Annotated in this window: 19 protein-coding genes and 1 pseudogene; 11 read left to right on the plus strand and 9 right to left on the minus strand. The window is 62.2% G+C overall.

Annotated elements, in window-relative coordinates:
- Positions 1-92 precede the first annotated feature (92 nt).
- Entirely contained in the window at positions 93-1,952 is a 1,860-nt protein-coding gene (locus I5961_RS11540) for an ABC transporter ATP-binding protein (protein WP_085700408.1), read from the minus strand.
- 168 nt (positions 1,953-2,120) lie between these two features.
- On the opposite strand from I5961_RS11540, the gene hchA reads away from it, so the two are divergent.
- From hchA to I5961_RS11555, 3 genes and pseudogenes are all read left to right on the plus strand, one after another.
- Entirely contained in the window at positions 2,121-2,999 is an 879-nt protein-coding gene (gene hchA, locus I5961_RS11545; protein WP_227235287.1) for a glyoxalase III HchA, read from the plus strand.
- Positions 2,996-3,715 carry a PA1136 family autoinducer-binding transcriptional regulator gene (locus I5961_RS11550; RefSeq protein ID WP_227235288.1) on the plus strand — a complete coding sequence of 240 codons (720 nt, stop codon included), beginning with the start codon at positions 2,996-2,998 and terminating at the stop codon, positions 3,713-3,715. The genes hchA and I5961_RS11550 overlap by 4 nt, the downstream gene beginning before the upstream one ends.
- Before the next feature lie 120 nt (positions 3,716-3,835).
- Positions 3,836-6,717: pseudogene (locus tag I5961_RS11555) on the plus strand (ATP-binding protein).
- On the opposite strand, the gene I5961_RS11560 reads toward I5961_RS11555, so the two are convergent.
- The 3 genes from I5961_RS11560 to I5961_RS11570 form a co-directional block, all read right to left on the minus strand.
- A complete protein-coding gene (locus tag I5961_RS11560; RefSeq protein ID WP_085700404.1) occupies positions 6,704-7,318 on the minus strand; it encodes a response regulator transcription factor in 615 nt (204 codons plus the stop codon). The pseudogene I5961_RS11555 and the gene I5961_RS11560 overlap by 14 nt on opposite strands.
- Positions 7,319-7,396: 78 nt before the next feature.
- Positions 7,397-7,768 carry a response regulator transcription factor gene (locus tag I5961_RS11565; RefSeq protein ID WP_085700403.1) on the minus strand — a complete coding sequence of 124 codons (372 nt, stop codon included), beginning with the start codon at positions 7,766-7,768 and terminating at the stop codon, positions 7,397-7,399.
- A complete protein-coding gene (locus tag I5961_RS11570) occupies positions 7,768-9,729 on the minus strand; it encodes a PAS domain-containing sensor histidine kinase (protein WP_085703675.1) in 1,962 nt (653 codons plus the stop codon). Before I5961_RS11570 ends, I5961_RS11565 begins: the two co-directional genes overlap by 1 nt.
- A 339-nt stretch (positions 9,730-10,068) precedes the next feature.
- Here I5961_RS11570 and I5961_RS11575 point away from each other — a divergent pair, with 339 nt between their 5' ends.
- On the plus strand, positions 10,069-11,034 hold the full coding sequence (locus I5961_RS11575) for a quinone oxidoreductase family protein (protein ID WP_176247752.1): 966 nt from the start codon (positions 10,069-10,071) through the stop codon (positions 11,032-11,034).
- Here I5961_RS11575 and I5961_RS11580 read toward each other — a convergent pair.
- Positions 11,021-12,250 (minus strand): MFS transporter, encoded by a 1,230-nt coding sequence (locus tag I5961_RS11580; RefSeq protein ID WP_227235289.1) that lies wholly within the window; start codon positions 12,248-12,250, stop codon positions 11,021-11,023. The genes I5961_RS11575 and I5961_RS11580 overlap by 14 nt on opposite strands.
- Positions 12,251-12,466: 216 nt before the next feature.
- Here I5961_RS11580 and I5961_RS11585 point away from each other — a divergent pair, with 216 nt between their 5' ends.
- From I5961_RS11585 to I5961_RS11600, 4 genes are all read left to right on the plus strand, one after another.
- Entirely contained in the window at positions 12,467-13,813 is a 1,347-nt protein-coding gene (locus I5961_RS11585) for an epoxide hydrolase family protein (RefSeq protein WP_085703678.1), read from the plus strand.
- Positions 13,814-13,884: 71 nt separating this feature from the next.
- The gene (locus I5961_RS11590) at positions 13,885-14,928 is read left to right on the plus strand and encodes an alpha/beta fold hydrolase (protein WP_085703679.1); all 1,044 of its coding nucleotides are present in this window, start codon (positions 13,885-13,887) and stop codon (positions 14,926-14,928) included.
- A gap of 24 nt (positions 14,929-14,952) precedes the next feature.
- The gene (locus tag I5961_RS11595) at positions 14,953-15,462 is read left to right on the plus strand and encodes a cytochrome P460 family protein (RefSeq protein WP_085703680.1); all 510 of its coding nucleotides are present in this window, start codon (positions 14,953-14,955) and stop codon (positions 15,460-15,462) included.
- A 24-nt stretch (positions 15,463-15,486) separates the two neighbouring features.
- The gene (locus I5961_RS11600; protein WP_227235290.1) at positions 15,487-16,263 is read left to right on the plus strand and encodes an alpha/beta fold hydrolase; all 777 of its coding nucleotides are present in this window, start codon (positions 15,487-15,489) and stop codon (positions 16,261-16,263) included.
- A 46-nt stretch (positions 16,264-16,309) separates the two neighbouring features.
- Here the strand turns inward: I5961_RS11600 and I5961_RS11605 are convergent, their stop codons facing one another.
- On the minus strand, positions 16,310-17,524 hold the full coding sequence (locus tag I5961_RS11605; protein ID WP_227235291.1) for a CynX/NimT family MFS transporter: 1,215 nt from the start codon (positions 17,522-17,524) through the stop codon (positions 16,310-16,312).
- A gap of 134 nt (positions 17,525-17,658) precedes the next feature.
- On the opposite strand from I5961_RS11605, the gene I5961_RS11610 reads away from it, so the two are divergent.
- The 3 genes from I5961_RS11610 (at position 17,659) to I5961_RS11620 (ending at position 19,886) form a co-directional block, all read left to right on the plus strand.
- Complete coding sequence (locus I5961_RS11610; protein WP_085700394.1) at positions 17,659-18,474, plus strand: AraC family transcriptional regulator; 816 nt, start codon at positions 17,659-17,661, stop codon at positions 18,472-18,474.
- Positions 18,475-18,608: 134 nt separating this feature from the next.
- A complete protein-coding gene (locus I5961_RS11615; protein WP_227235292.1) occupies positions 18,609-19,358 on the plus strand; it encodes a creatininase family protein in 750 nt (249 codons plus the stop codon).
- Positions 19,359-19,424: 66 nt separating this feature from the next.
- Complete coding sequence (locus I5961_RS11620; RefSeq protein ID WP_227235293.1) at positions 19,425-19,886, plus strand: aldehyde dehydrogenase family protein; 462 nt, start codon at positions 19,425-19,427, stop codon at positions 19,884-19,886.
- A 57-nt stretch (positions 19,887-19,943) separates the two neighbouring features.
- On the opposite strand, the gene I5961_RS11625 is transcribed toward I5961_RS11620, so the two are convergent.
- The 3 genes from I5961_RS11625 to I5961_RS11635 form a co-directional block, all read right to left on the minus strand.
- Positions 19,944-21,377, minus strand: a complete 1,434-nt coding sequence (locus I5961_RS11625; RefSeq protein ID WP_227235294.1) for a catalase — start codon at positions 21,375-21,377, stop codon at positions 19,944-19,946.
- Positions 21,378-21,513: 136 nt separating this feature from the next.
- Positions 21,514-21,930, minus strand: a complete 417-nt coding sequence (locus tag I5961_RS11630; protein WP_227235295.1) for an organic hydroperoxide resistance protein — start codon at positions 21,928-21,930, stop codon at positions 21,514-21,516.
- Between the two features lie 40 nt (positions 21,931-21,970).
- Complete coding sequence (locus tag I5961_RS11635; RefSeq protein WP_085703685.1) at positions 21,971-22,375, minus strand: hypothetical protein; 405 nt, start codon at positions 22,373-22,375, stop codon at positions 21,971-21,973.
- Positions 22,376-23,134 lie beyond the last annotated feature (759 nt).

Genomic DNA, 23,134 nt, shown 5'->3' on the forward strand with positions numbered 1-23,134 from the left:
CTATGCCGGTTTGTCTTCGAGCCTTGCCTAATCCTCTCAGCGGCGATCAGCCCCACAGTGGTCATCGCGGGGCTGATCAACGTGACCCGGATTTATGCCTGATCCAGCGTCTCGGCCACGCCCTGATCTTCACCCAGAAACCCGCCGCTCTGATGCTGCCACAGCCGCGCATAGGTGCCGTTTTTAGCCAGCAGTTCAGTGTGAGTGCCTTGCTCGATGATGCGCCCTTCATCCATGACAATCAGTCGATCCATCGCCGCAATCGTCGACAGACGATGGGCGATGGCGATCACGGTCTTGCCTTGCATCATTTCATCGAGACTTTCCTGAATGGCGACTTCGACTTCGGAATCCAGCGCACTGGTGGCCTCGTCAAGTAGAAGGATTGGCGCGTTCTTGAGCATCACCCGTGCAATGGCGATACGTTGGCGCTGGCCACCGGAAAGCTTGATGCCGCGCTCGCCCACCAGCGTGTCGTAGCCGGTGTGGCCCTGACGGTCGCTCAACTGGTTGATGAAACCGTCGGCCTGGGCGTTCGCCGCAGCGCGCTGGATTTGCGCGTCGGTCGCGTCCGGTCGGCCGTAGGCGATGTTGTCGCGAATGGAGCGGTGCAGCAGGGACGTGTCCTGCGTGACCATGCCGATCGCGCTGCGCAGACTGTCCTGTGTCACCTGTGCGATGTTTTGCCCGTCAATGCGAATCTCGCCGCGATCGACGTCATAGAAGCGCAGCAGCAGGTTGATCAGCGTGGACTTGCCGGCACCAGAGCGGCCCACCAGACCGATTTTCTCCCCCGGCTGAATGCTCAGGCTCAAGCCGTCGAGCACCTGGCGTTCGCCGTTGTAGTTGAAGCTCACGTTGTCGAAAGTCACTGCACCGCCGGAAGGCACCAGTACGCCGGCGTCCGGTGCATCCTGCACTTTGGGGCCTCGGGTCAGGGTGCCCATGCCGTCCTGCACGGTGCCGATGTTTTCGAACAGCGACGTCATCTGCCACATGATCCAGTGCGACATGCCATTGATGCGCAACGCCATGGCCGTGATCGCCGCCACGGCGCCGGTACCGACTTCGCCCTGATGCCACAGCCACAAGGCGTAACCGCCGGCACCCATGATCAGCCCGACCACCAGCGCCTGATTGACGATCTCGAACTGGCTGACCAGACGCATCTGGCGAAAACCGGTCTGTTTGAAGTCCTCCATCGCCGCCCGCGCAAAGTGCGCCTCACGTTTGGAATGGGAGAACAGTTTCACCGTGGTGATGTTGGTGTAGGCATCCGAAACCCGCCCCGTCATCGATGACCGCGCATGAGCCTGCTCTTGTCCAACCTGGCCCAGGCGTGGCACGAAATACAGCATCGCCAGCCCGAACAGCACGACCCAGGCAATGAACGGCAGCATGAGTTTCAGGGCGAAACCGCCGGCCAGGGCGATGATCGCGATGAAGTAAACGCCGATGCCGGGGGCGATTTCGATGACGGTGAACAACACCTCGCGCACGGCCAGTGCGGTCTGCATCACTTTGGTCGTGACCCGGCCGGAAAACTCGTCGGAAAAGAACGAAAGGCTCTGCCGCAACATCAGTCGATGGAAATCCCAGCGCAGGCGCAGCGGCAGATTGATCGCCAACACCTGATGCTGAACCATCGTGCGCAACGCCACCAGCCCGACGCTAGTCAGCAGCACGATGCCGATGCCCCACAGCACGCGGCTCTCTTGGCCGTTCACATCGCCGCCGGCCTGCCAGCTCGAGAGCAGGTCCACGACCTGGCCCAGAAAGGAAAACAACCAGGCTTCGTAGATCGACACACCGGCACTGAGCAGCGCCAGCGCGAGGATATAACCACGAGCACCGCGGGTGCAGGCCCACAGAAACCGCGCCAGACCGACCGGCGGTGGCGGCGCTTCGTCGGGCGGGAAGGGGTCGAGCCGTTGTTCAAACAGGCGAAGCATTGTGGGTCTCCGAAACGATCAATTGCGGGGATTCTGCCATCTAACGACGCTCTTGAGGGTTTGCAGGTTCCCGGACATGTCCTCGTTGAGGGAAAACCCTCATTGCCGGAATACCGTCGCGTTACTAGCATGAGGGCTCGGCAATCGACCCTTTCGATGGAGAGCACCATGGCTACCACGCAGACTGACGACAAGCGCCCAACCCCCGATCCGGCTGAGGACAACGCTTTTTTCCCCTCGCCGTATTCCCTCAGCCAGTTCACCTCGCCCAAATCCGATCTCAGTGATGCCGAGTACCCTAATCGCTACAAGGGCGGGCGCTGGAAGATCCTGATGATCGGCGCGGACGAACGCTATCTGTTGACCGACAACGGCACCATGTTCTCCACGGGCAATCATCCGGTTGAAACCTTGCTGCCGATGTATCACCTGGACAAGGCCGGTTTTGGCTTCGACGTCGCGACGCTGTCGGGCAATCCGGTCAAGTTCGAATTCTGGGCCATGCCCTCCGAAGACGCCGAAGTGAAAGGCTTCTACGAGCACTATCGCGATCAGTTCAAGCGTCCGCTCAAACTGTCCCAGGTGATCGAAGACGCGCTGGGCGAGGACTCGGATTACATCGGCGTGTTCATCCCTGGCGGGCACGGTGCGCTGATCGGCCTGCCGGAAAGCGAGGACGTGAAAAAGGTCCTGCAATGGGCCGTCGCCAAGGACAAATTCGTCATCACCCTGTGCCACGGCCCGGCGGCGCTGCTGGCGGCCGGCCTCGGTGAAACAAAAGACTCGTGCATCTTCAACGGTTACCGGATTTGCGCGTTTCCCGATGCCCTGGATGCGACAACCCCTGACATCGGTTACATGCCGGGCCACCTGACCTGGAAGTTCGGCGAGCAGTTGCAGGCGCTCGGTGTGGAAATCACTAACCAGGACATTTCCGGGGCCACGCTTCAGGATCGCAAGTTGCTGACCGGTGACAGCCCGCTGGCGGGCAACGCGCTGGGCAAACTGGCGGCCGCCGCGCTCTTGAAAGAGGTCACGTCGGGGTGAGTCCCGGACCTGCCGAAGCACTCTTGCGCGCCGCCCTCGAGATCGAGGCGGCGCCCACGCTGGTGGCAATCCAGAAGGCCGTCCGCGGTTTCGCGGGGGCCTATGGTTACGATCGATTCGTGCTGTTCTCTGCCACCTCGACGGCAGAGGACGTGGTCGAGCGCATTTACTGGGTGGAGGGCGACTGGTTCGGCGACGACATGGCTGTCGACGCCCAGACCTATGTTCAGCGCTGCCCCGTGACTCGCCATCTGCTGGACACCCGCGAATCCTTCTTCTGGAGCAAAGTGCAGGAGCCGAGCGGTGAACTCTATCGGGTGGTTCGCTTGCCAAGCGGGCCTGGCCTGCATGGCTTGCAGATTCCGGTCTTCGGCCCGCGAGGGCTTGAGGGCGCCATGAGTCTGGGTGGCGAGCAGATCGATGCTTCTGCGCGGATTCGTCTGGTGCTGGGCATGCTCGCTTCGGTGGCGTTTTATTCTGCTCGACGCTTGCTCGAAGCGCCGCTGGACGAGACGTCCGGCAAGCTCTCGACCCGCGAGCGCGAAGTGCTGGCGTGGGTCGCTGCCGGTCGCCGGCAGGCGGACATCGCCGCTACGCTCGGCCTCTCCGGACGCACGGTGGAAAATCACCTGCGTTCGGCTCGTCGGCGTCTGGGGGTGGCAACCACTGCTCAGGCCATCAAGATTGCCATTCGCAAGGGTGAAATAAAGGGGTGAGGTTCTCACTCTGCCCGTGCCGCGCTTGAACGGTCGAGCAAAACTCCTATGATGCAAAGGGCCTGCGCTGGCTGCCTGTAACCGGCGCCGCCCCTATGCTTTTTAGAGAGATCGATCCTCGTGGAGTCTTTTCCGGACGCATTGCACGAATCCCTCACGACTGAATTCATGTTCGGTCCGTTCTGCGTCGTACCAGGCAAACGGCTGCTGACCCGCAACGGGAGGGCGGTCGAGATCGGCGGACGTGCTCTGGATCTGCTGATTGCCTTGCTCGAGCAACCGGGGCGCGTGCTGTCCAAGTACGATTTGATCGACAAAGTCTGGCCCGACAGCGTGGTGGCTGAAGGCAGCCTGCGCTTTCATATGACCGGTTTGCGACGGATTCTCGGGGATGGCGAGGAGCAGGCGCGCTACATCGCGACTCAGGTGGGTGTGGGTTATGCCTTCGTCGCGCCGCTGGAAAGAAAACAGACTGCTGTTCAACCGACGCCCATCGTGTCCCGAGCCACCGAGGGCGTCTGCAGTTTGCCGCCCCGGGCCAGACTGATCGGCCGCGAGACCGACCTGCAACTGGTCATCGACCACATGCAGCAACCAAGACTGTTTACCATTGTCGGCCCCGGTGGTGTCGGCAAGACCAGCCTGGCCATCGAAGTGGCGCATCGCATTGCCGCCCAAGGCTACGAGCGCGTCTGCTTCGTCGATCTGGCGCAGGTGGAAGACTGTGCGCTGGTGCCGTCGGCGCTGGCCCGATCACTGGACATTCCGGTGCAGGCGGAAGACCCGATGTTCGTCCTGCTCGCACATTTGCGTGAGCAGCGGTTGATGCTGGTGATCGACAACTGCGAACACCTGATCGACGCGGTGTCGACGCTCCTGGAACAGATCAGCGATACCGCGCCGGATGTCGGGGTTCTGGCCACCAGCCGCGAACCGCTGCGGGTGCGTGGCGAATACGTGCACTGGCTCAATCCGCTGGAATTTCCCCGTGAGTCGCAACACCTTTCGGTTGAGGAACTGCTGGCATTCCCGGCTATCAAGCTGTTTGTCGAACGCGCGTCGTCGAGCAATGCGGCGCTGTTGCTGGAAGCGGGCGGAGGGCAAATGATTGCGGACATTTGCCAGCGGCTGGAGGGCATGGCGTTGCCGATCGAGCTGGCGGCGATGCGGGTCGCCAGCCACGGATTGAAGGCCACCCACGCGTTGCTCGGTGAGCGCTTTTCGCTGGGCTGGTCGGGGCGCAGGACGGCGGTGCCGCGCCATCAGACCCTGCGCGCCATGCTCGACTGGAGTTATGACTTGTTGTCGCCGCAAGAGCGTCTGGCGCTGGAGCGGTTTTCGGTCTTTGTCGGGCCGTTTTCCCAGGAGGCCGCCGCTCAGGTGGTGGCCGAGTCGCAACACGGGAGCGCTGCGGCGGCCGCGATCCTTGACGATCTGGTGTGCAAGGGGCTGGTCACGGTCGATCACAGCGATTCGACAGATTCTTATCGATTGCTGGAGATGACGCGCGCCTATGCCCGGGAGAAGTTGACGGCGCGGGGCGACGCCGAGGTCAATGCGCTGGCGTTCCGGCACGCAGCGTTTTACATGGATCTGCTTGGGCATCTGGGGACTTCCCCCGACGAGATCTTCCGTAATTCGACGCGCCTGGCCAGCCAGTTGGGCAATGTTCGCGGTGCGCTGGAATGGAGCTTCGGCCCCCAAGGCGATCCAGGGCTGGCGTTGCCGCTGGCGGCTGCGAGCGCGCCGTTGTTCCTGCATTTTTCATTGCTGGTCGAGTGCCGCACCTGGTGCTCCCGGGCGGTGGAGCTGCTGCAGCTGGGATACTACGGCACGCCCACCGAAATGGAACTGCAAGCCGCGCTCGGGCTTGTGCTGATGTTCACCCGAGGCAACAGTGAAGCCGCCGAAAAAGCCTTGCTTCGCGCCCAAGACATTGCAGTCGCGCTGAATGACTACGGCTCACAATTGCGGCTGCTGGGCCGCTTGCAGATCTTCTACGAGCGCATCGGTGATTTCCCTTCGTCGCTGGCGTGGGCAGAGCAGGCCGCCGTGGTCGGCAACATTCTCAACGAGCCCGCTGCCATCGCGATTGCCTCATCGCTGACCGGCATCTCCCATCATTTGCTCGGCAACCAGCGTCTGGCCCGTGAGGAGCTGGAAAGCTCGCTGCGCAACAGCTTGCCGTCTCATCCCAGCAACACGATTTACTACGGCTTCGATCATCGCAATCGCACGGGGCTGGCGCTGGCGCGTTCACTCTGGCTGCAGGGCTACCCCGATCAGGCCCGGCGCTGGGCCGAGCAGATCGAGGCCGAAGCGTCGGCGCTGCAGCATCCGGTCACTTACTGCATCGCAATGGTCTGGATTCTGTGCATCTATATCTGGACCGGTGATCTGGCGCAGGCAACTGCCAGCCTCGAACGGTTCAGTACCATCGCCGAAACCAACGCACTCGGCCCCTATATTGCCGCCTGCCACGGGTTGCGTGCGGCGATCGCCATCCGCGCCGAAGAGCCGGGGGAGGCAGTTGCCATGCTGGAAGAGAGTCTGGCGCGGTTGCGCGACATGCGATACGAACTGCTCACCACTTCATTCGAAATTGCACTGGCCGAGGGCCTGATTCTGGGGGGCAACACGCAAAGGCCCTGACGCTGGTCGAAGGCACCATCGATCACTGCCGTCGAAGCGGCGATGCTTTTGCACTGCCGGAGTTGCTGCGAATCAAGGCCGGTATTCTCAAGGCCATCCACGTCGATGATGACCAGGCCATGCTGGCGGTTCTTGAGGACTCCATAGCGCTGAGCCGCGAGCAGGGCGCGTGGGCGTGGGAGTTGCGGTCATCGATGGATCTGGCGCGGTTCTGGCTTGAGCAGGGTCGACCGGATCAGGCCCGGGAGTTGCTCGGCGCCTGCCGCGAGCAGGCTTCGGAAGGCTTTGACAGCCTCGATCTGCGGCGGCTGGAACGCTTCTGGCAGAGCCTGCCTGCTACGCCGGCGTAATCAGTGCCGCCATTTTCACCAGGTCTGCCAGCGAGCGGGCCTTCATTTTGCGCATCACCTTGCCGCGATGGGCCTTGACGGTGATTTCGCTGATGTTGAGGTCGGCGGCGATCAGTTTGTTCAGCCGTCCGCTGACCACCGAAGCCATGATCTCCTGTTCGCGCGGCGTCAGGGTCTTGTAGGCCTCGAGCAGGGAGCGCAGGTTCTTTTCGCCCTCGAGCGCCACGCGACTGCTTTGCAGCGCATCGGCCATGGCGGTGAGGATCACCTCGTCGTTGAACGGTTTGGTCAGAAACTCCACCGCACCGGCCTTCAACGCCCGCACCGTGCGCGGAATATCGCCGTAGCCGGTGATGAAGATGATCGGCATGTTGTGACGTTCATCGGCAAGGGCGGTCTGCAGGTCCAGGCCGCTCAGGTCGGGCAGGTTGATGTCCAGCACCAGACAACTGGGCACCAGCGTCCGAGGCGCGTCGAGAAACTCCTGCGCGGACTCGAACAGCCGTGGCTGCCATCCGGCGAAACGGATCATCAGCTCCAGCGACTCGCGCACGGAAATGTCGTCATCGACAACGAATACGACGGGCGTGACATCACTCATCGGTATTGCTCCACGAGAAAGGGCCATTGCGTTGTTCGCGTTCAACATGTCGATTCCTTGTTCTGTTCGGCTGCACGCTCAGTCGAGGGGCAGGGCGGCACTCAGGGCCTTGAGCAATTGAGCTTCGCTGAACGGCTTGAACAGGCACTCCACCGCGCCACTGTTCAGCAGCTTTGCCTGTTCGCTGGTGTCGCCGTGAGCCGTGATGAAAATCACCGGAATGCGATAGTCACGGCGCAGCAGTTCCCGTTGCAGATCAGGGCCCGACATGCCGGGCATGGCCACGTCGAGAATCAGGCAATGCGTCAGGTCCAGGTAGGGCGATGACAGAAACGCCTGCGCCGAGGCAAATGCCTGGACGGTAAAGCCGAATTCCTTGATCAGGTCAGGCAGTGATTCACGAACCGATTCGTCGTCATCGACCACCGATACGAGCAAATGCGTACCCATCAATCATTCTCCACGGTGCGATCGGTGAGGTCGCGGTTAGCGGTTTGCGGCAAGTCCGTCGAATTCGGGATGGCAAAGGTAAACGTCGCGCCCGGGCCATCGTTGGCGGTCGCCCAGAGTTTGCCGTCGTGGCGCTCGATGATGGAGCGACTGATGGACAGACCAACGCCCATGCCCGAGCTTTTGGTGGTGTAGAAGGCATTGAAGATGCGCTCGATGTCCTGCGGATCGACGCCGTTGCCGCTGTCCTTCACCGCCAGGTAAACGCTCTCGTCCGGCGCCAGACCGGTGCTGACGATCAATTGCCGGGCCCGCTCGTGGATCGCACTCATGGCCTCGGCGGCATTCATGATCAGGTTGAGGATCACCTGCTGAAGCTGAACCCGGTCCCCCCTGACCAGCGGCAGGGCTTCGGCAAACTCCGGATGCAGCACCACACCATTGCGTTGCAGTTCGCCCAGCAGCATGGCGATGACTTCCCGTGCCGCGTCATTCAGATTGACGTCTTCAATGGTGATGCTTTTCTTCGAGAACAGCGCCCGCAGTCGGTTGATCACATCGGCAGCACGATTGCCATCGCGAATGGTGCGGCGCGCGGTTTCCCTGGCGCCATCGACGTTCGGCGGGTCGGCACCGAGCATGCGCAGGCAGGTGCTGGCGTTGGTGATGATGCCGGCCAGCGGTTGATTGACCTCGTGGGCAATCGACGCCGTCACCGCGCCGAGGCTGGCGACTCTGGCCAGGTGCGTCAGTTCCGAGCGCGCCTTGCTCAAGACCTCTTCGGCAAGCCGGCGCTGGGTGATGTCCTGCAGCGCGGCGATGTATTCGAAACCGTCCGGTGCGTGGGGGATCGAGTGCGCCACCAGCCGCACGTATTTCACCGTACCGTCGGGCATCAGCAGCCGGTGCTCATGTTCGAAGTCACGCCCCTTGCGGCGCTGGCGCTTGATCATTTCCCGATGGCTGGAAATGTCGTCCGGGTGCACGCGGCGATAGATCGCATCGAAGCCGGGCGGGGTGTCCGGGTCCAGTTCAAGGATGCGGTAGACCTCGTCCGACCAGGTGATCTCGTCGGTGCTCACCCGCCAGGAAAACGTACCGGTGGCGCTCAGGCGCTGGGCCTTGGCCAGAAAGACTTCCGCCCGTTTGCGGTCTTCGATGTCGGTGTTCTCGCCGTACCAGCGCACGACCTGCCCGGTGTCATCGCGCTGTGGCACGGCGCGGATCAGAAACCAGCGGTAAATCCCGTCGAAGCGCTTCAGGCGGGCCTCGTACTCACCGGCGTTGCCCGATTGCAGAATCGTTTGCCAGTAAACCGCCAGCCCCGGCGCATCGTCCGGGTGGATGGACGCCGTCCAGCCATGGCCGCAAGCCTGTTCGAGGGACATGCCGGTGTAGTCGCACCAGCGTTGATTGACGAAACCGACGCTGCCTTCAGGCGAAGCGCTCCAGACAAAACCGGGAACGGCATCGATGATCCCGCGCAGACGTTCTTCCGAAGCGCTGACTTCGGCGAGGGCACTGGCGATCAAGATCTTGTCCCGCCGGCGTTCATCGATATCGACCTGCAGCACACACCAGCGCGTAATGGCACCTTCGCTGTCTCTGATCGGCAGGCCGCGCACATGGAACCAGCGATAGACACCGTCGGCGCGACGGATGCGATGCTCGTTCTCATAGGGTGTGCCGGTGCCGACTGAATGCATCCACGCGGCGATGACCGAGGGCAGGTCGTCCGGGTGCACGGTTTCGCTGGTCTGCCATTTTTTCAGTTCGTGGAGCGGGGCGCCGATGTAGTCCATGATTTGCCGGTTGACCTGTTCCAGCTCACCGGAAGGCGTCATGAAGGCGACCATGGCCGGGATGCTGTCGATGATGGCTTCGACCCCCGGCGCTGGCATGACCGCGTCATCCGCGCGGCCTGAAGCGTCCTCGATGACGCGCTCCTGCTCGTTCGTCATACCGATTCTCGTTGTGTGCAGTCACCGTTGAACAAAGATGCGCCTTCGGATGGCGCGCGCCCATCATACTTTGGTGTCGCCCGTCGCGAATATCGGCCGCCATCGCACGCTGCGACGGACATCACAGTGGCACTTTTGTAAGCCACTGTATCTACGGCCCCTCGAGCCATACAAACATGCAAATCAGCCTGTTCGAGAAACCGCGAGGATACATCCGCCGCGCAGTCTTGGCCCTGGTTTCAACGTCCTCCGACGATTGAATGAAAACGATGTGACGTCCGCACTCCTGCCACCGCAAAGGCAGCAGGACAGGCCGTCCCTTTGACAGGGCAGAACATTATGAAAGCAGTGGTAATCGAGGCCTTCGGCGGGCCTGAAGTCTTGATGGTGAAAGACATTCAACTGGCAGAACCGGGGCCCGGACAGGTCCTGGTCAAGGTCATGGCGGCGGGTATCAATTTCATGGACACCGGTGCCCGACGCGGGCTCGGCGCTGCCTGGGAACTGCCGCTGACACTGGGCGCAGAAGGCGCCGGCATCGTTCTGGCCACCGGCCCGCAGGTGACGGAGTTCAGTGTCGGTGACCGCGTGGCCTGGCATTACGTGCCGGGCAGCTACGCTGAACAGGTGATCGCCCCGGTCAGCCAGTTGGTGCCGTTGCCGGACGAGATCGACTTCACCACCGCCGCCAGCCTGATGATGCAAGGCCTGACCGCCAGCAATCTGGTGGACAAGGTGCATGCGATCCAGCCGGGCGACGTAGCCTTCGTGCATGCGGCGGCCGGGGGCGTGGGGTTGATGCTGACCCAACTGATCAAACTGCTGGGCGGCAAGGTCATAGGCCGGGTTTCTCATGCCGACAAGGTCGAGGCGGTACTCGCGGCGGGGGCGGACTATGTGGTGATCGGGCGGGCGCAAAACATTGCCGGACAGGTCCTGCGCCTGACCGACGGCCAGCGGGTGAATGTGGTGTACGACGGCACGGGCGCGGAAGGTTTCGCCGACTCGCTGGAGATGTTGGACTACTTCGGCACACTGGCCTTGTACGGACCGTTCATGAACCCGACACCGCCGATCGATATCTTCAGCATGCCGCGCAGCATCAAGCTGACGTATCCCTCGGTCATGCACTACGTGCGCAACCGCGAGGTGCTGCTGGAAAAATCCCGGCAACTGTTCGCGTGGGTCAGTGCCGGCAAACTGAAAGCCGTGATCGGCAAGCGTTATTCACTGGATGATGCGCAACAGGCCCATCGCGATATCGAGTCGCGCAACACGACGGGCAAGTTGATCATCGTTCCCTAGTGCCACGCCGGATCAGCAGGACCGCCAACACCTGGCTAGCGGCGAAAAACATGAACAGGTGTTGTGCGGTCCATCCGGCATCCAGCAGAAACCCGGCGACCACCGGCGAAATGATCGCCCCCAGACGCCCCATCGCCAGCACCACACCGACGCCGGTCGTGCGAACCGACGTGCAGAACGCTTGAGGGGCCAGGACAAACAGAGCCGCGACTGCACCATTGAGCATCAGCCCCAGCGTGACCGCCACGAGTGCCGCCAGACCGGGGACGTGCGAGGCCGGCACCATCAGCGGCAGCAGTGCTGCGTCAAGCAGCAGAAAACCCGACAACAAACGTCGGCAGCCGAAACGATTGGCTGCCAGACCCAGAAACAGGGCGCCGAGCATGCCACCCAGCGCCAACAGCATCCCGATCCGGGCGCCTTGCTGGTCGGTAAAGCCATTGTCGACCAACAGGGCCGGCGTCCAGCTCATCACGAAGTAAAAGCAGAACATCAACAGAAAGAGTGCCAGTGCCAGCGACAGAGTCTGTTGCCACTGACCGGGTGAAAACGGCTGGCTGACGTCGTCAGGCGATAGAGGAGGAATTGGCGCGCGGTGTTCAAGTGCCAGAAATGACGGCGACTCTCGCAGCCAAAAGACACCGGCCAACGCCGCCGCCAGCGTGATGCAGCCCCCGGCGAGAAAGACATACCGCCAGCCCATCAAGTCATTCAGTCCATGCGCCAGCACACCGCCCAGACTGGCGCCCATGGCGAAGGCGAGAGATTGCAACGCGACGGCCAGATTGCGCCGCTGCGGGCTGGCGTGTTCGAACGTCAGCACGTTCGCGCCGACCAGCACCGCCCCAGTGCCGATGCCGGTCAGCAGACGCAGGAACATCAGCACGTGATGATCCGGACTCCAGAACGACAGCAACATACCCAGGCCACTGAGCAGCAGGCCGGCAAGCAATAAAGGTCTGCGCCCGAAGCGGTCGGCCCTGGGCGCAGCCAGCAACGAACCGAGCGCCATCCCGACCAGGCTTGCGCTCAACAACAGGCCCAGTTGCGCGCCGTTCAACGCCCACTCCGCCGCAACCCGGCTGGCGGTGAAGGCCATGGCCATCACGTCGAGTCCGTCGATCACGTTGAACAGCATGCACAGCCCGATCACCCACCATTGCGAAGTGGTCGATGGCGTAGTGCTCAGGCGTTCGAGCGCTGTTTCCCTACGCATCCGCAATCCTTGTTCCGCTCTGTCATTCAAATGGGCCGTTTCCCCGCCGCATTCTGCCCGTTAACCGCTGCTGAATTCGAGCGCGATTTTGCGCGCCAGGCCAGCGCGTCATACCAAGGTATCGACCGACACCATCGTGTAATCGTCCCGATGCCAGCGCGGTGGTCTGATCCGATTGGCGATGCCTTTCGAATAATGACTACAAGGAGATCCATCATGGTTGCGGTTCTGTCCGGTCTCACCTGGCGCCATTGCCTGGCGTCATCCATCAGGGGCGGCGCGCTCGGCCTTGCCGTACTCGCTGGCAGCAGCGGCGCCTGGGCCACGACGCCGGCCGCGGATTCATCGCAAGCCATTCGCCCGTACACCGTGCATGTCGACGAAGCGAAGTTGAGCGACTTGCGCAAACGCATTGCCGACACCCGCTGGCCGGACAAGGAAACGGTCAACGACGTGTCCCAGGGTGTGCAACTGGCGCAGGTCCAGGCACTGGTCAAGTACTGGGGCAATGGCTATGACTGGCGCAAGGCCGAAGCGAAGCTCAACGCCTTGCCGGAGTTCGTGACCACCATCGACGGCGTCGATATCCAGTTCATCCATGTGCGCTCGCGCAATCCCAATGCGATGCCGCTGATCCTCACCCACGGCTGGCCGGGTTCGCAGTTCGAGTTCCTCAAGACCATCGGTCCGCTGACCGATCCCGTGGCCTACGGTGGCAAGGTCGAGGACTCGTTCGATGTGGTGATCCCGTCGATTCCCGGCCATGGTTTTTCCGGCAAGCCGACCGAACTCGGCTGGGGGCCTGACCGGGTGGCGAAGGCCTGGGATGTGTTGATGCAACGTCTGGGCTACAGCCATTACGTGTCCCAGGGTGGCGATCATGGTTCGGTGATTTCCGATGCGCTGGGCCGCCTGGCGCCGCCCGGCTTGCTGGGCATCCACCTGAACATGCCGGCCACCGTGCCGCCGGAACTGGTCAAACCGATCAACAGCGGTGATCCGGCTCCAGCGGGACTGACCGCACCGGAGGTCACGGCCTTCAATTCGCTCAGCCAGTTCTTCGGCCGCAACGCCGCTTACGGCGCAATGATGGTGACCCGGCCGCAGACCATCGGCTATCTGCTGGCCGACTCGCCCGCCGGCACGGCAGCGTGGATGTATGAAAAATTCGCCGCGTGGACCGACAGCGACGGTCAGCCCGAGAAGGTCCTGAGCCGCGATGAAATGCTCGATGACATCAGCCTGTACTGGCTGACCGACAGCGGGGCGTCGTCCTCCCGTTTCTACTGGGAGAACAACAACAATAACTTCAGCGCCGCCGCGCAGAAGACCGCGGACATCAAGGTGCCGGTGGCGATCACCGTATTCCCCCACGAAATCTACCGTGCGCCGAAAGTCTGGTCGCAGCGCGCCTATCCCTCGCTGGCCTACTTCAGCGAAGTCAGCAAGGGCGGGCACTTCGCGGCATGGGAACAACCGCAACTGTTCAGCGAAGAACTGCGCGAAGCCTTCCGGCCACTGCGTGCGGCTGCGCAGAAAACCGCTGCGCAGGCAGCGCGCTAACCCTTCAATCCGCAAGCCCTTCAAACCAAAGAACGGAACCGCCGCCCGGCGGTTCACGAGGGAGACTCGGCATGACTGACTCTAATGCTCTAACCCCATCCCGGCGCTTGCTCACCGTTTCGATGCTGGCGCTTGCGCTGGGCATTGCCTCGGCATACGCCAGCGCCACCGAAGTGCCCGCCGGCAAGATCGACGCCATTACCGCCGGCACCAACGTATCCTTCGGCGCGCTGAAACACGTCAAGGCCGGATTGCTGGACGTGTCCTACGCCGAAGTCGGGCCCGCCGACGGTCCGGTGGTCATCCTGCTGCACGGCTGGCCATACGATATTCACAGCTACACCGACGTGGCACCGGCACTGGCGCAGAAGGGTTATCGGGTGCTGATTCCTTACGCGCGCGGCTATGGAGACACACGTTTCCTGTCTGCCAAAACCGTGCGCAACGGTCAGCCGGCGGCGCTGGCGAAGGATCTGATCGACTTCATGGACGCACTGAAGATCAAGCAGGCCGTGCTCGGCGGTTATGACTGGGGCGCGCGCACCGCCGACATCGTCGCCGCGCTCTGGCCCGAACGGGTGAAAGCGCTGGTGGCGGTGAGCGGTTACCTGATCGGCAGCCAGGACGCCGGCAAGACGCCGCTGCCGCCGGCGGCGGAGTTGCAGTGGTGGTATCAGTTCTACTTTGCGACCGAGCGCGGCCGCCTGGGCTACGAAAAAAACACCCATGACTTCGCCAGACTGATCTGGCAGCTGGCCTCGCCGAAATGGAACTTCGACGACGCCACCTACGACCGCAGTGCCGCCGCGTTGCAGAATCCGGATCACGTCGCCGTGTCGATCTTCAACTATCGCTGGCGCCTGGGGCTGATCAAAGGGGAGGCGCAATACGATCCGCTGGAGAAAAAACTGGCGGCATTCCCCTCGATCGGCGTGCCGACCATCACCCTCGAAGGCGACGCCAATGGCGCGCCGCACCCACCGGCCGAGGCCTACGCCAAACGCTTCACTGGCAAGTACGAATACCGGCTGATCAGCGGCGGCATCGGCCACAACCTGCCACAAGAAGCGCCGCAGGCGTTCGCTCAGGCGGTGATCGATGCCGATCATCTCTGATCGCTGGCTAAAGGGGATCCGACGATGAAACTCAACCATTGGGCCGTGCTGCCAGCGGCCATTGCGCTCGCGGCACTGGCGGCTGCCGGTGTCGCTTTGGGCCAGGCCGATGACGGCGAAGCGTCGCCGATCTACGGCGTGAAGCTGCCGAAAAACTACCGCCAGTGGGCACTGATTGCTCCGGCACAGGAAGCCGCGCCGCTGAATGAACTGCGCGCGGTACTGGGCAATGACCGGGCGATCAAGGCTTACCAGGGCAAGACGCTGCCGTTTCCCGAGGGCACGGTGCTGGTGAAGCTGGCGTGGAAGCACGTGCAGTCGCCGGAATTCGAGCCAGCCTCGATTCCGGGGGCGGCCACCACCGTTCAGGTGATGGTCAAGGACTCGCGCCAATACGCCTCGACCGGTGGCTGGGGATTCGGCCGGTTCATCAACGGCAAACCCGCCGATGAAGCCCAGCACCAGACCTGCTTTGCCTGCCATCAGGCGCGGGTGCAGAACCACGATTTTGTCTTCACCCGATACGCCCCCTGAATCTGTCATACGAGGAACATCCACATGAAAAAAACACTGACTGCACTCAGCATCGCTGCCGGCCTGTGCCTGGGCGCCAATGCCTTCGCCCAAACCGCCAAACCCACGGTCGTGCTGGTGCACGGTGCGTTTGCCGACGCGTCGAGCTGGAATGGCGTGGCGAAAATTCTCGAGAAGGACGGCTACACGGTGATCGCCGCCGCCAATCCGTTGCGCGGCGTCAAGAGCGATGGCGCAGCGGTATCGGCATTGCTGAGCAGCATCCAGTCGCCGGTGGTGCTGGTTGGTCACTCCTATGGCGGCAACGTCATCAGTGAGGCAGCCAACGATCATGCCAATGTCAAAGCACTGGTGTACGTCAGCGCCTTCGCCCCCGAAACGGGTGAGACCGTCGCAGGACTCGCCGGCAAGTTTCCCGGCAGCACCCTCGGGCCAACGCTGGCGCCACCCGTTGCGCTGGCCGATGGCGGCAAGGACTTGTACATCCAGCAGAGCAAATTCCACGACCAGTTCGCCGCCGACGTGCCGGCTGCACAAGCGGCCCTGATGGCCGCGACCCAACGCCCGGTGACCGAAGCGGCGCTGAACGAACAGGCCGGAACGCCGGCCTGGAAGCATATTCCGTCGTGGTACATCTACGGCGACAAGGACAAGAACATCCCGCCCCAGGCGATGGCGTTCATGGCCAAGCGTGCAGATGCCAAGGCGGTCGAGGTGGTGAAGGGCGGCTCTCACGTGGTGATGGTGTCGAACCCGGCGCCAGTGGCCCGATTGATTGAAAAAGCCGCGGCGGCCAACTGAAACCCTGCGACGTGCCGAGGCGCGTCGCAGGTCTGTCACTTCGCGCTCAGGCAGCGGACACCTGCGGCGATCTTGCCGGTGCCAGTCTGAGCAGCGGGGTGATGCCGAGCATCAACAGCAGTACCGCGAACAGCAAGGTGTACGCCGGGCCATAGTGCCCGGCGTATCCGCGCAGGGCACCGAACAACAGCGGCCCGAGCGCGGCAATCAGGTAACCGATGAACAACATGAACACCGTCCACAATCCGGCCTGTTCGCTGGTGCTGGCGTGATCCAGCGGCAAGGTCATGGCCACGGTGAAACCCATGCCCAACCCGATGGCCGCGAGCACCACGTACAGCATCGGCCAGTACGCCGGCAGGAACGCCATGCCGCCCACCCCGAGCAGGGCCAGCAACGCCGACAACCCGAGCAAACCGCGCCGGTCGTGGGCCTTGCCCGGAATCAGTCCCGCACCCACGCTGGCGACGGCGAACACCGCCGTAAAAATGCCCAGCAGGATGCCAGGGGAAATACTCGACGTGGCCGCTTCCACCGAGGCAGGCGCCATCCAGGCGAAGAGGGCGTAGACCACGAATTGACCGGCACCGAAGTTCAACGCGATCAGCCACGCCTGCAGCTTGCCCCATGGCAGGCGTTTGCTCGGGTTCGACGGCGATTTCACCGCTGGCGCCGGTGTCGCAAAACGCCGTGCCATCCACACCCAACTGACGATGGCAGTGAGGCACAGCACGCTCCAGACTCCGGCGCTGACCCGCCAGTCTTGCGCCAGCTCGGCAATCGGCGCACTGAGCACCGCCGCGAGGGTCGCGCCCAGACTCAGGCCGCCGGCATAAATGCCCATGAACAGCGCCGGCCGTTGCGCAAAGTGGGTCTTGATCCACGCACCGGTCATTGCGCCGGCGACGGCAATGCCGATGCTGGCGAAGAACGTACTGCCGAGCAGGAACAATGCGTTTGGCGAGATCGCCCGCAGCAAGGTGGACGCGCCCAACAGTGTCAGCGCGACGACGACACTGCGATCAATCCCGAAACGTCGGGCCAGGCTCGGAACCAGCAATGCAAACACGCCCATGCACACGTCGGGAATCGAGGTCAGCAGCGCGGCCTGGGTGTAGCTCAACTGGAAGTGCTGCTGGATCAACAGCAGAATCGGGCCCACCGAGATGATCGGCGGACGCAGGGCGATGGACAGGATCAGCAGGCCGATCACCGCCGTGACGCTCTGCTGGTGGCCGAAGAGATTGCGGGTGATTGCCATGGTCAAGGCCTCATTGATGAACAATGAGCGCAAGGCTAACAATGGGCCGGCCATGGCAAATGCCAGGATTTGTCGCCAAAGTGACAATCGCCGCTTTACCACGATCAACGTCTGTTTTCAGGAGGCAACACTCGATGAAACAAGAGGTGCGCAAGGTCGTCGCAAAGCGAGGATCCGCGCCGCGCAGCGAACGTTATCCCGACTATCAGGATGTGCCGCGCGTAATGACCGTGCTGGTGCGCGATCAGGCCACCGGCGAGTACAACGAACCGCATGTACATCGACACGGGCAGTTGCTGTATGCCTCGAACGGCGTGATGCGGGTAGCCACCGAACGAGGGTTGTGGATCCTGCCGCCGAAGCGGGCGCTGTGGATTCCGCCCGGAATGATCCACGATCAGTTGATGCTGAGCGCCGTCAAAATGCGCTCGATCTACATCGACCCGCAGGTCTGCGCCGGGCTGGGCCCTCACTGCAAAGTGCTGGAGATCCCCGGACTGCTGCGCGAGTTGATTCTGGCCCTGGCCGAGCAGCCGATCGAGTATCCGCAGGAGGGGCGCAACGCGCACATCGTGGCGCTGATAATCAATGAGTTGCAGGCGGCGCGGACGTTGCCGATCGAAGTGCCGTGGCCGCTCGACCGGCGACTGGTCACGGTCTGCGAGGCGATTCTGCAGGACCCCGGACAAGACCATTCGATCGGCTATTGGGCAGACCGGGTCGGCGCCAGTTCGCGCACGCTGATTCGCTTGTTCGTCAATGAGACCGGCCTGAATTTTCGCCACTGGCTGCAGCAGGTGCGGCTGGCGACCGCCATCGACCGGCTCGACAAGGGGCAGTCCGTCGGGCTGATTGCCCGGGATCTGGGCTACGCCAGCCAGAGTGCATTCAGCGCAATGTTCAGACGGGTGATGGGCGAATCGCCCCGCGAATTTCTCGTCCGCGATTAGGGTGTTTTTACGATTCCGATACCTTCGTATTCTGTCGTTGAAGGGAGGCGGGTGGTATCAATGACGCTGCTGTTGCAGGTGCATTGAACACCCAGCCTCGTTCCGCGAGGAACCTTCGAAGAGTGAGAATCCTGATGCTTTTATACCTATCGACCTGGTCCGAAATAGCGCAATTTCTCGAACGCAGCCGCACCATCGTCATCCCGATCGGTTCCAACGAACAGCACGGGCCGACCGGCCTGCTGGGCACCGACTGGATGTGCCCGGAAATCATCGCCCATGAGGCGCAGAAGAACGCCGACCTCCTGATCGCCCCGACTTTCAACATCGGCATGGCGCAGCATCACCTCGGTTTCCCCGGCACCATTTCGCTCAGGCCTTCGACCTTCATCGCTGCTATCGCCGACTGGACTCGTTCGCTGGCCGCCCACGGCTTTGAAAAGATCTTTTTCCTCAATGGCCACGGCGGCAACATCGCGTCAATCGAAGCCGCGTTTTCGGAGCTGTACGCTGAAGCGAGTTTCGCCCGCCGCAAAGCCGGGTTCGCCCTGAAGCTGTGCAACTGGTGGGACCTGGAAGGAGTTAACGAGCTGGCCCGTGAGCAGTTCCCGACCGGCCACGGCATTCATGCCACGCCTTCGGAAATCGCCGTGACCCAGTGGGCATACCCCGATTCCATCAAGTCGGCGGACTATTCGCCGCAGATCGCCAATTGGGGACCGATCCGTGAGGCGGCGGATTTTCGCGCCCGTCACCCGGACGGCCGAATGGGCTCGGACCCGGCGCAGGCTTCGCCGGAAAAGGGCCGGCAACTGGTGGAAATGGCCGCTCGCAGCCTGGTGCAGGAGGTGCAAGCCTTCAGCCGTGAATCATTACCCGACTGAGCCGTCGCCCTGACCAGCGCCCGGATTTTCCGGGCGTTGCTGTTTCAACCCTTTGGGAATATCGACATGTGGACTATCAAGCACAGCTACATCGATGGCGTGTTAGTGCACGTTCAGGGCCGCGAAACGATCGAATGCATCAATCCGGCAACGGAATCTGTCATCGGCACCGTCACCCTGGCCAACCGAGACGACGCCAGGCAAGCCATCGCCGCCGCCCAGCGTGCGCAAAACACGATGGGGCGTACCTCCAAAGCCGAGCGTATCGACATGCTCAAGCGCCTTCAGGCGGCGGTACTGGAGAGCACCGACGAAATACGCGACACCGCCATCGAGAAATACGGCGCACCGTTGGCCCGTGCGCAATGGGTCAGCCAGTACGCGTCGCAGTCCTTCGCCAACGCAGCGCAGGTGCTGGAGAACTACGAGCTGGTCCGGTCTGTGGGGCATGCAAGGGTGATCATGGAGCCGGTCGGGGTGTCGGGGCTGGAAGCGTTTCTTGAAGCGAAAAGCATCGTAGAGGACTGACAACGGCAGCAGGGCCGGCAGGACCAATCCTGCCGGCCCTGCTTGCATCATTGCGGATCAGCCCAGCGCTTCGATGGCCTGCGCAACGCCTGCACCGTACGCCGGATCGGCGCGGGTGCAGTTATCGATGTGGCGTTGTCGGGTCTGGGCGCTGGCGCCATGGATCGAGCGCGCCGTGTTCTCAAACAAGACCTGTTGCCGGGCGGGCGACATGGCCCGGAACAGCGCACCCGGTTGCGAGAAGTAATCGTCGTCCTCGCGATGATTCCAGTGTCCGGCGCTGCCTTTGAGGGCCAGCGGTGGCTCACTGAAATCCGGTTGCTCGGCCCACTGGCCGTAGCTGTTGGGCTCGTAGCCGATTGTGCTGCCCGCGTTCGCATCGGTGCGCATCTGGCCGTCCCGGTGATAGCTGTTGACCGGGCAGCGCGGCGCATTCACCGGGATCTGATGATGATTGACGCCGACGCGATAGCGCTGTGCATCGCCGTAGGAGAACAGTCGCGCCTGAAGCATTTTGTCCGGCGAGAAGCTGATGCCGGGCACCACGTTGGCCGGGTTGAAGGCTGCCTGTTCGACGTCGGCAAAGTAGTTGTCGGGGTTGCGGTTGAGTTCGAGCACACCGACTTCGATCAGCGGGTAATCCGCGTGGGGCCAGACTTTGGTCAGGTCGAACGGGTTGATCGGATAAGTCTCGGCATCCAGCTCCGGCATCACTTGCACGTAGAGCTTCCATTGCGGGAAGTGACCTTCCTCGATCGCGTTGTACAGGTCGCGCTGGGCGCTTTCGCGGTCATCGCCGATCAGGGTTGCGGCTTGTTGGTCGGTGAGGTTTTCAATGCCTTGCTGGGTCTTCCAGGTGAATTTCACCCAGAAACGCTTGTTCGCCGGGCTGATGAAACTGAAGGTATGGCTGCCGAAACCGTGCATATGGCGATAGGTGCGCGGCAGTCCGCGGTCGCTCATGACGATCGTGACCTGATGCAGCGCCTCGGGCAGCAGTGTCCAGAAATCCCAGTTGTTGCGGGCGCTGCGCAGGTTGGTGCGCGGGTCGCGTTTGACCGCATGGTTGAGGTCGGGGAATTTCAACGGATCGCGCAGAAAGAACACCGGCGTGTTGTTGCCCACCAGGTCCCAGTTGCCTTGCTCGGTATAGAACTTGATGGCGAATCCACGGATGTCGCGCTCGGCATCCGCCGCGCCACGTTCGCCGGCCACGGTCGAGAAGCGCACGAACACATCGGTGGTCTTGCCCACGCAGGAAAACACTTTGGCCTTGGTGAAACGGGTGATGTCGTGGGTGACGGTGAAAGTGCCAAACGCACCCGAACCCTTGGCGTGCATGCGCCGCTCGGGAATGACTTCGCGATCGAAGTGCGCAAGTTTTTCCAGCAACCAAACGTCCTGCAACAGCATCGGGCCTCTCGGGCCGGCGGTCTGTACGTTGTTGTTATCAACCACGGGCGCGCCCGCGGCAGTCGTCAGCTTGTTCATGCGCAACTCCTGGCTTTTGTCGGTTTCCCGCCATCACATCAAAAGCCCCGGGCGCGATCTATTGCACCATGGTGTCGCCGGATAGTACGAAGGTGTGGTTGGAAGATTGGGCGTTTTGCTGTGGGCAAAAGGCGGATCAGGCGAGGGTGATGCTGACCTTGATGTTGTTGCGCGTGGCCTTGGAGTAAGGGCAATTCTGGTGCGCCGCGTCGATCAGTTGTTGCGCCACCTCAGGCTCGATCTCCGGCAGTGAAACCGCCAGTCTCGCCTGCAGGAGAAAACCCTGCTCCCCATGGACCAGATCGATTTGAGCATCGACTCCGGCCGTTGCCGGAAAACCGATCTTGCGCGCGTTGCAGGCATGGCGCAGTGAGCCCAGAAAACAGGCCGACCAGCACACGGCAAACAATTGCTCGGGGTTGGTTCCGCTGCCGGGTGCGCCCGGTGGAGAAAGCTTGAGATCCAGTCGGCCATCCTGACTGCGCCCTGTGCCCTCGCGACCTCCTGTGGTGTGGGTATGCGCGGAGTAGAGGGTTTTTTCGATATCAATCATGGGCATTCCCTGAAGAGCATTGCACAGCGAGAAGGGCGGTTCACGTTGCCCGTGTGGCTTCATGGCATTCGCGTATGGGCGCACCCGCTAAAGCGTCGGCCGTGGCCACGGCGTCAGTGCCGCGATGGCCCGGATTGTTGAGCAGAGTCGAGCGCGCGATCTCGATCAGCCAGGCGCGAAACGGAAAGCTCGGGTCATGGGCGGCCTGTTCCTGATAGAGCATCCTGAAAGCTTGCTGGACGAGATTGCCGGTGTCTTCACGACGGATCCGCCCGGCCTGCGCCTGTCCCTCGTAAAAGGCGATGAGTAACGGCGTCACCGTCGCGAACAGTTGTTGCGCCTCCCCCCGGCCATGGCTGACGGCACCCGCGACCAAGGCATACAGTTCGTCATTGCCGAGCCGGTCAGCCTCGCGCAGGCAATTGTTGCGATAACCTTCAGCCATGGTCGAATCCCTCGCAAAACCATCGTTCGACTGAGCGAGGCGACCGAAAAGGTTCGCAGGTGGCCTGGCGTTCAGCGGTGAGATTCAAGCCTGCCTTCACGGCAGAATGACTGCCAGTTATGCGTTGTTAGCGTTTGTTAGCGCTGGGTGATTGCAACACGTCGCGCGGTGGTTTTTTCACTGGCCGGTCAAGACTCTGCGCGGGTTTCGAGGCCCGTTGCCTGGACGAAACGGTGGGGCGGTGTTCGAGCATTTTTGACATTCCTGTCTCTTTGCCACCGTCACAGGGGTGTAGGAAACAGCTGATATTTATTTCGTCGAATTCCTACATTTTGTTTGCCTCACCAGCAAAAAACGTGGTTATTATCCGCCGGCGCTTCGGGTCATAAACCCGGCGCCAGAAGATTGCCGTGCGTCTACAGACCCGGCAGTCGCAGCCGATCGGGACCACCCTGGCGCTGTCATCCCCGCGCAGGTTGTTCCTCGTCGTTGACCCTCAAATGGAAGTCGAGGTTTCAATTGGTCACGCGGTTTGCAATTGTCGATGCAATGAACGGGGCGACATCTGTCGCCAATGATTCGGCCCACTTTCCAGTTGCCTGCGCCGACCGCGCGGCGGCGTTCTTCTCCAGCCTGTCTCCCCCCGATTTTCTGCGTGTGCCCGCGTTCAACGCGAGTCTGCACGCGCGCGCCGCGCCATCCTCCTGAATTCGAATGACCGTGCCGGCACCTGATGCCGGGGCCTGACCGGCAGGGCGC

The organism is Pseudomonas sp. IAC-BECa141 (genome assembly GCF_020544405.1).
Lineage (GTDB): Bacteria > Pseudomonadota > Gammaproteobacteria > Pseudomonadales > Pseudomonadaceae > Aquipseudomonas.

What these genes read in the sequence shown, in the direction of transcription:
- I5961_RS11590 (WP_085703679.1), top strand. Translation starts at nt 13,885, where the DNA reads ATGACTGACTCTAATGCTCTAACCCCATCCCGGCGCTTGCTCACCGTT.
- I5961_RS11635 (WP_085703685.1), bottom strand. Translation starts at nt 22,375, where the DNA reads ATGGCTGAAGGTTATCGCAACAATTGCCTGCGCGAGGCTGACCGGCTC.
- hchA (WP_227235287.1), top strand. Translation starts at nt 2,121, where the DNA reads ATGGCTACCACGCAGACTGACGACAAGCGCCCAACCCCCGATCCGGCT.
- I5961_RS11605 (WP_227235291.1), bottom strand. Translation starts at nt 17,524, where the DNA reads ATGGCAATCACCCGCAATCTCTTCGGCCACCAGCAGAGCGTCACGGCG.
- I5961_RS11570 (WP_085703675.1), bottom strand. Translation starts at nt 9,729, where the DNA reads ATGACGAACGAGCAGGAGCGCGTCATCGAGGACGCTTCAGGCCGCGCG.
- I5961_RS11585 (WP_085703678.1), top strand. Translation starts at nt 12,467, where the DNA reads ATGGTTGCGGTTCTGTCCGGTCTCACCTGGCGCCATTGCCTGGCGTCA.
- I5961_RS11610 (WP_085700394.1), top strand. Translation starts at nt 17,659, where the DNA reads ATGAAACAAGAGGTGCGCAAGGTCGTCGCAAAGCGAGGATCCGCGCCG.
- I5961_RS11560 (WP_085700404.1), bottom strand. Translation starts at nt 7,318, where the DNA reads ATGAGTGATGTCACGCCCGTCGTATTCGTTGTCGATGACGACATTTCC.
- I5961_RS11615 (WP_227235292.1), top strand. Translation starts at nt 18,609, where the DNA reads ATGCTTTTATACCTATCGACCTGGTCCGAAATAGCGCAATTTCTCGAA.
- I5961_RS11540 (WP_085700408.1), bottom strand. Translation starts at nt 1,952, where the DNA reads ATGCTTCGCCTGTTTGAACAACGGCTCGACCCCTTCCCGCCCGACGAA.
- I5961_RS11625 (WP_227235294.1), bottom strand. Translation starts at nt 21,377, where the DNA reads ATGAACAAGCTGACGACTGCCGCGGGCGCGCCCGTGGTTGATAACAAC.
- I5961_RS11600 (WP_227235290.1), top strand. Translation starts at nt 15,487, where the DNA reads ATGAAAAAAACACTGACTGCACTCAGCATCGCTGCCGGCCTGTGCCTG.
- I5961_RS11630 (WP_227235295.1), bottom strand. Translation starts at nt 21,930, where the DNA reads ATGATTGATATCGAAAAAACCCTCTACTCCGCGCATACCCACACCACA.
- I5961_RS11575 (WP_176247752.1), top strand. Translation starts at nt 10,069, where the DNA reads ATGAAAGCAGTGGTAATCGAGGCCTTCGGCGGGCCTGAAGTCTTGATG.
- I5961_RS11565 (WP_085700403.1), bottom strand. Translation starts at nt 7,768, where the DNA reads ATGGGTACGCATTTGCTCGTATCGGTGGTCGATGACGACGAATCGGTT.
- I5961_RS11595 (WP_085703680.1), top strand. Translation starts at nt 14,953, where the DNA reads ATGAAACTCAACCATTGGGCCGTGCTGCCAGCGGCCATTGCGCTCGCG.
- I5961_RS11580 (WP_227235289.1), bottom strand. Translation starts at nt 12,250, where the DNA reads ATGCGTAGGGAAACAGCGCTCGAACGCCTGAGCACTACGCCATCGACC.
- I5961_RS11620 (WP_227235293.1), top strand. Translation starts at nt 19,425, where the DNA reads ATGTGGACTATCAAGCACAGCTACATCGATGGCGTGTTAGTGCACGTT.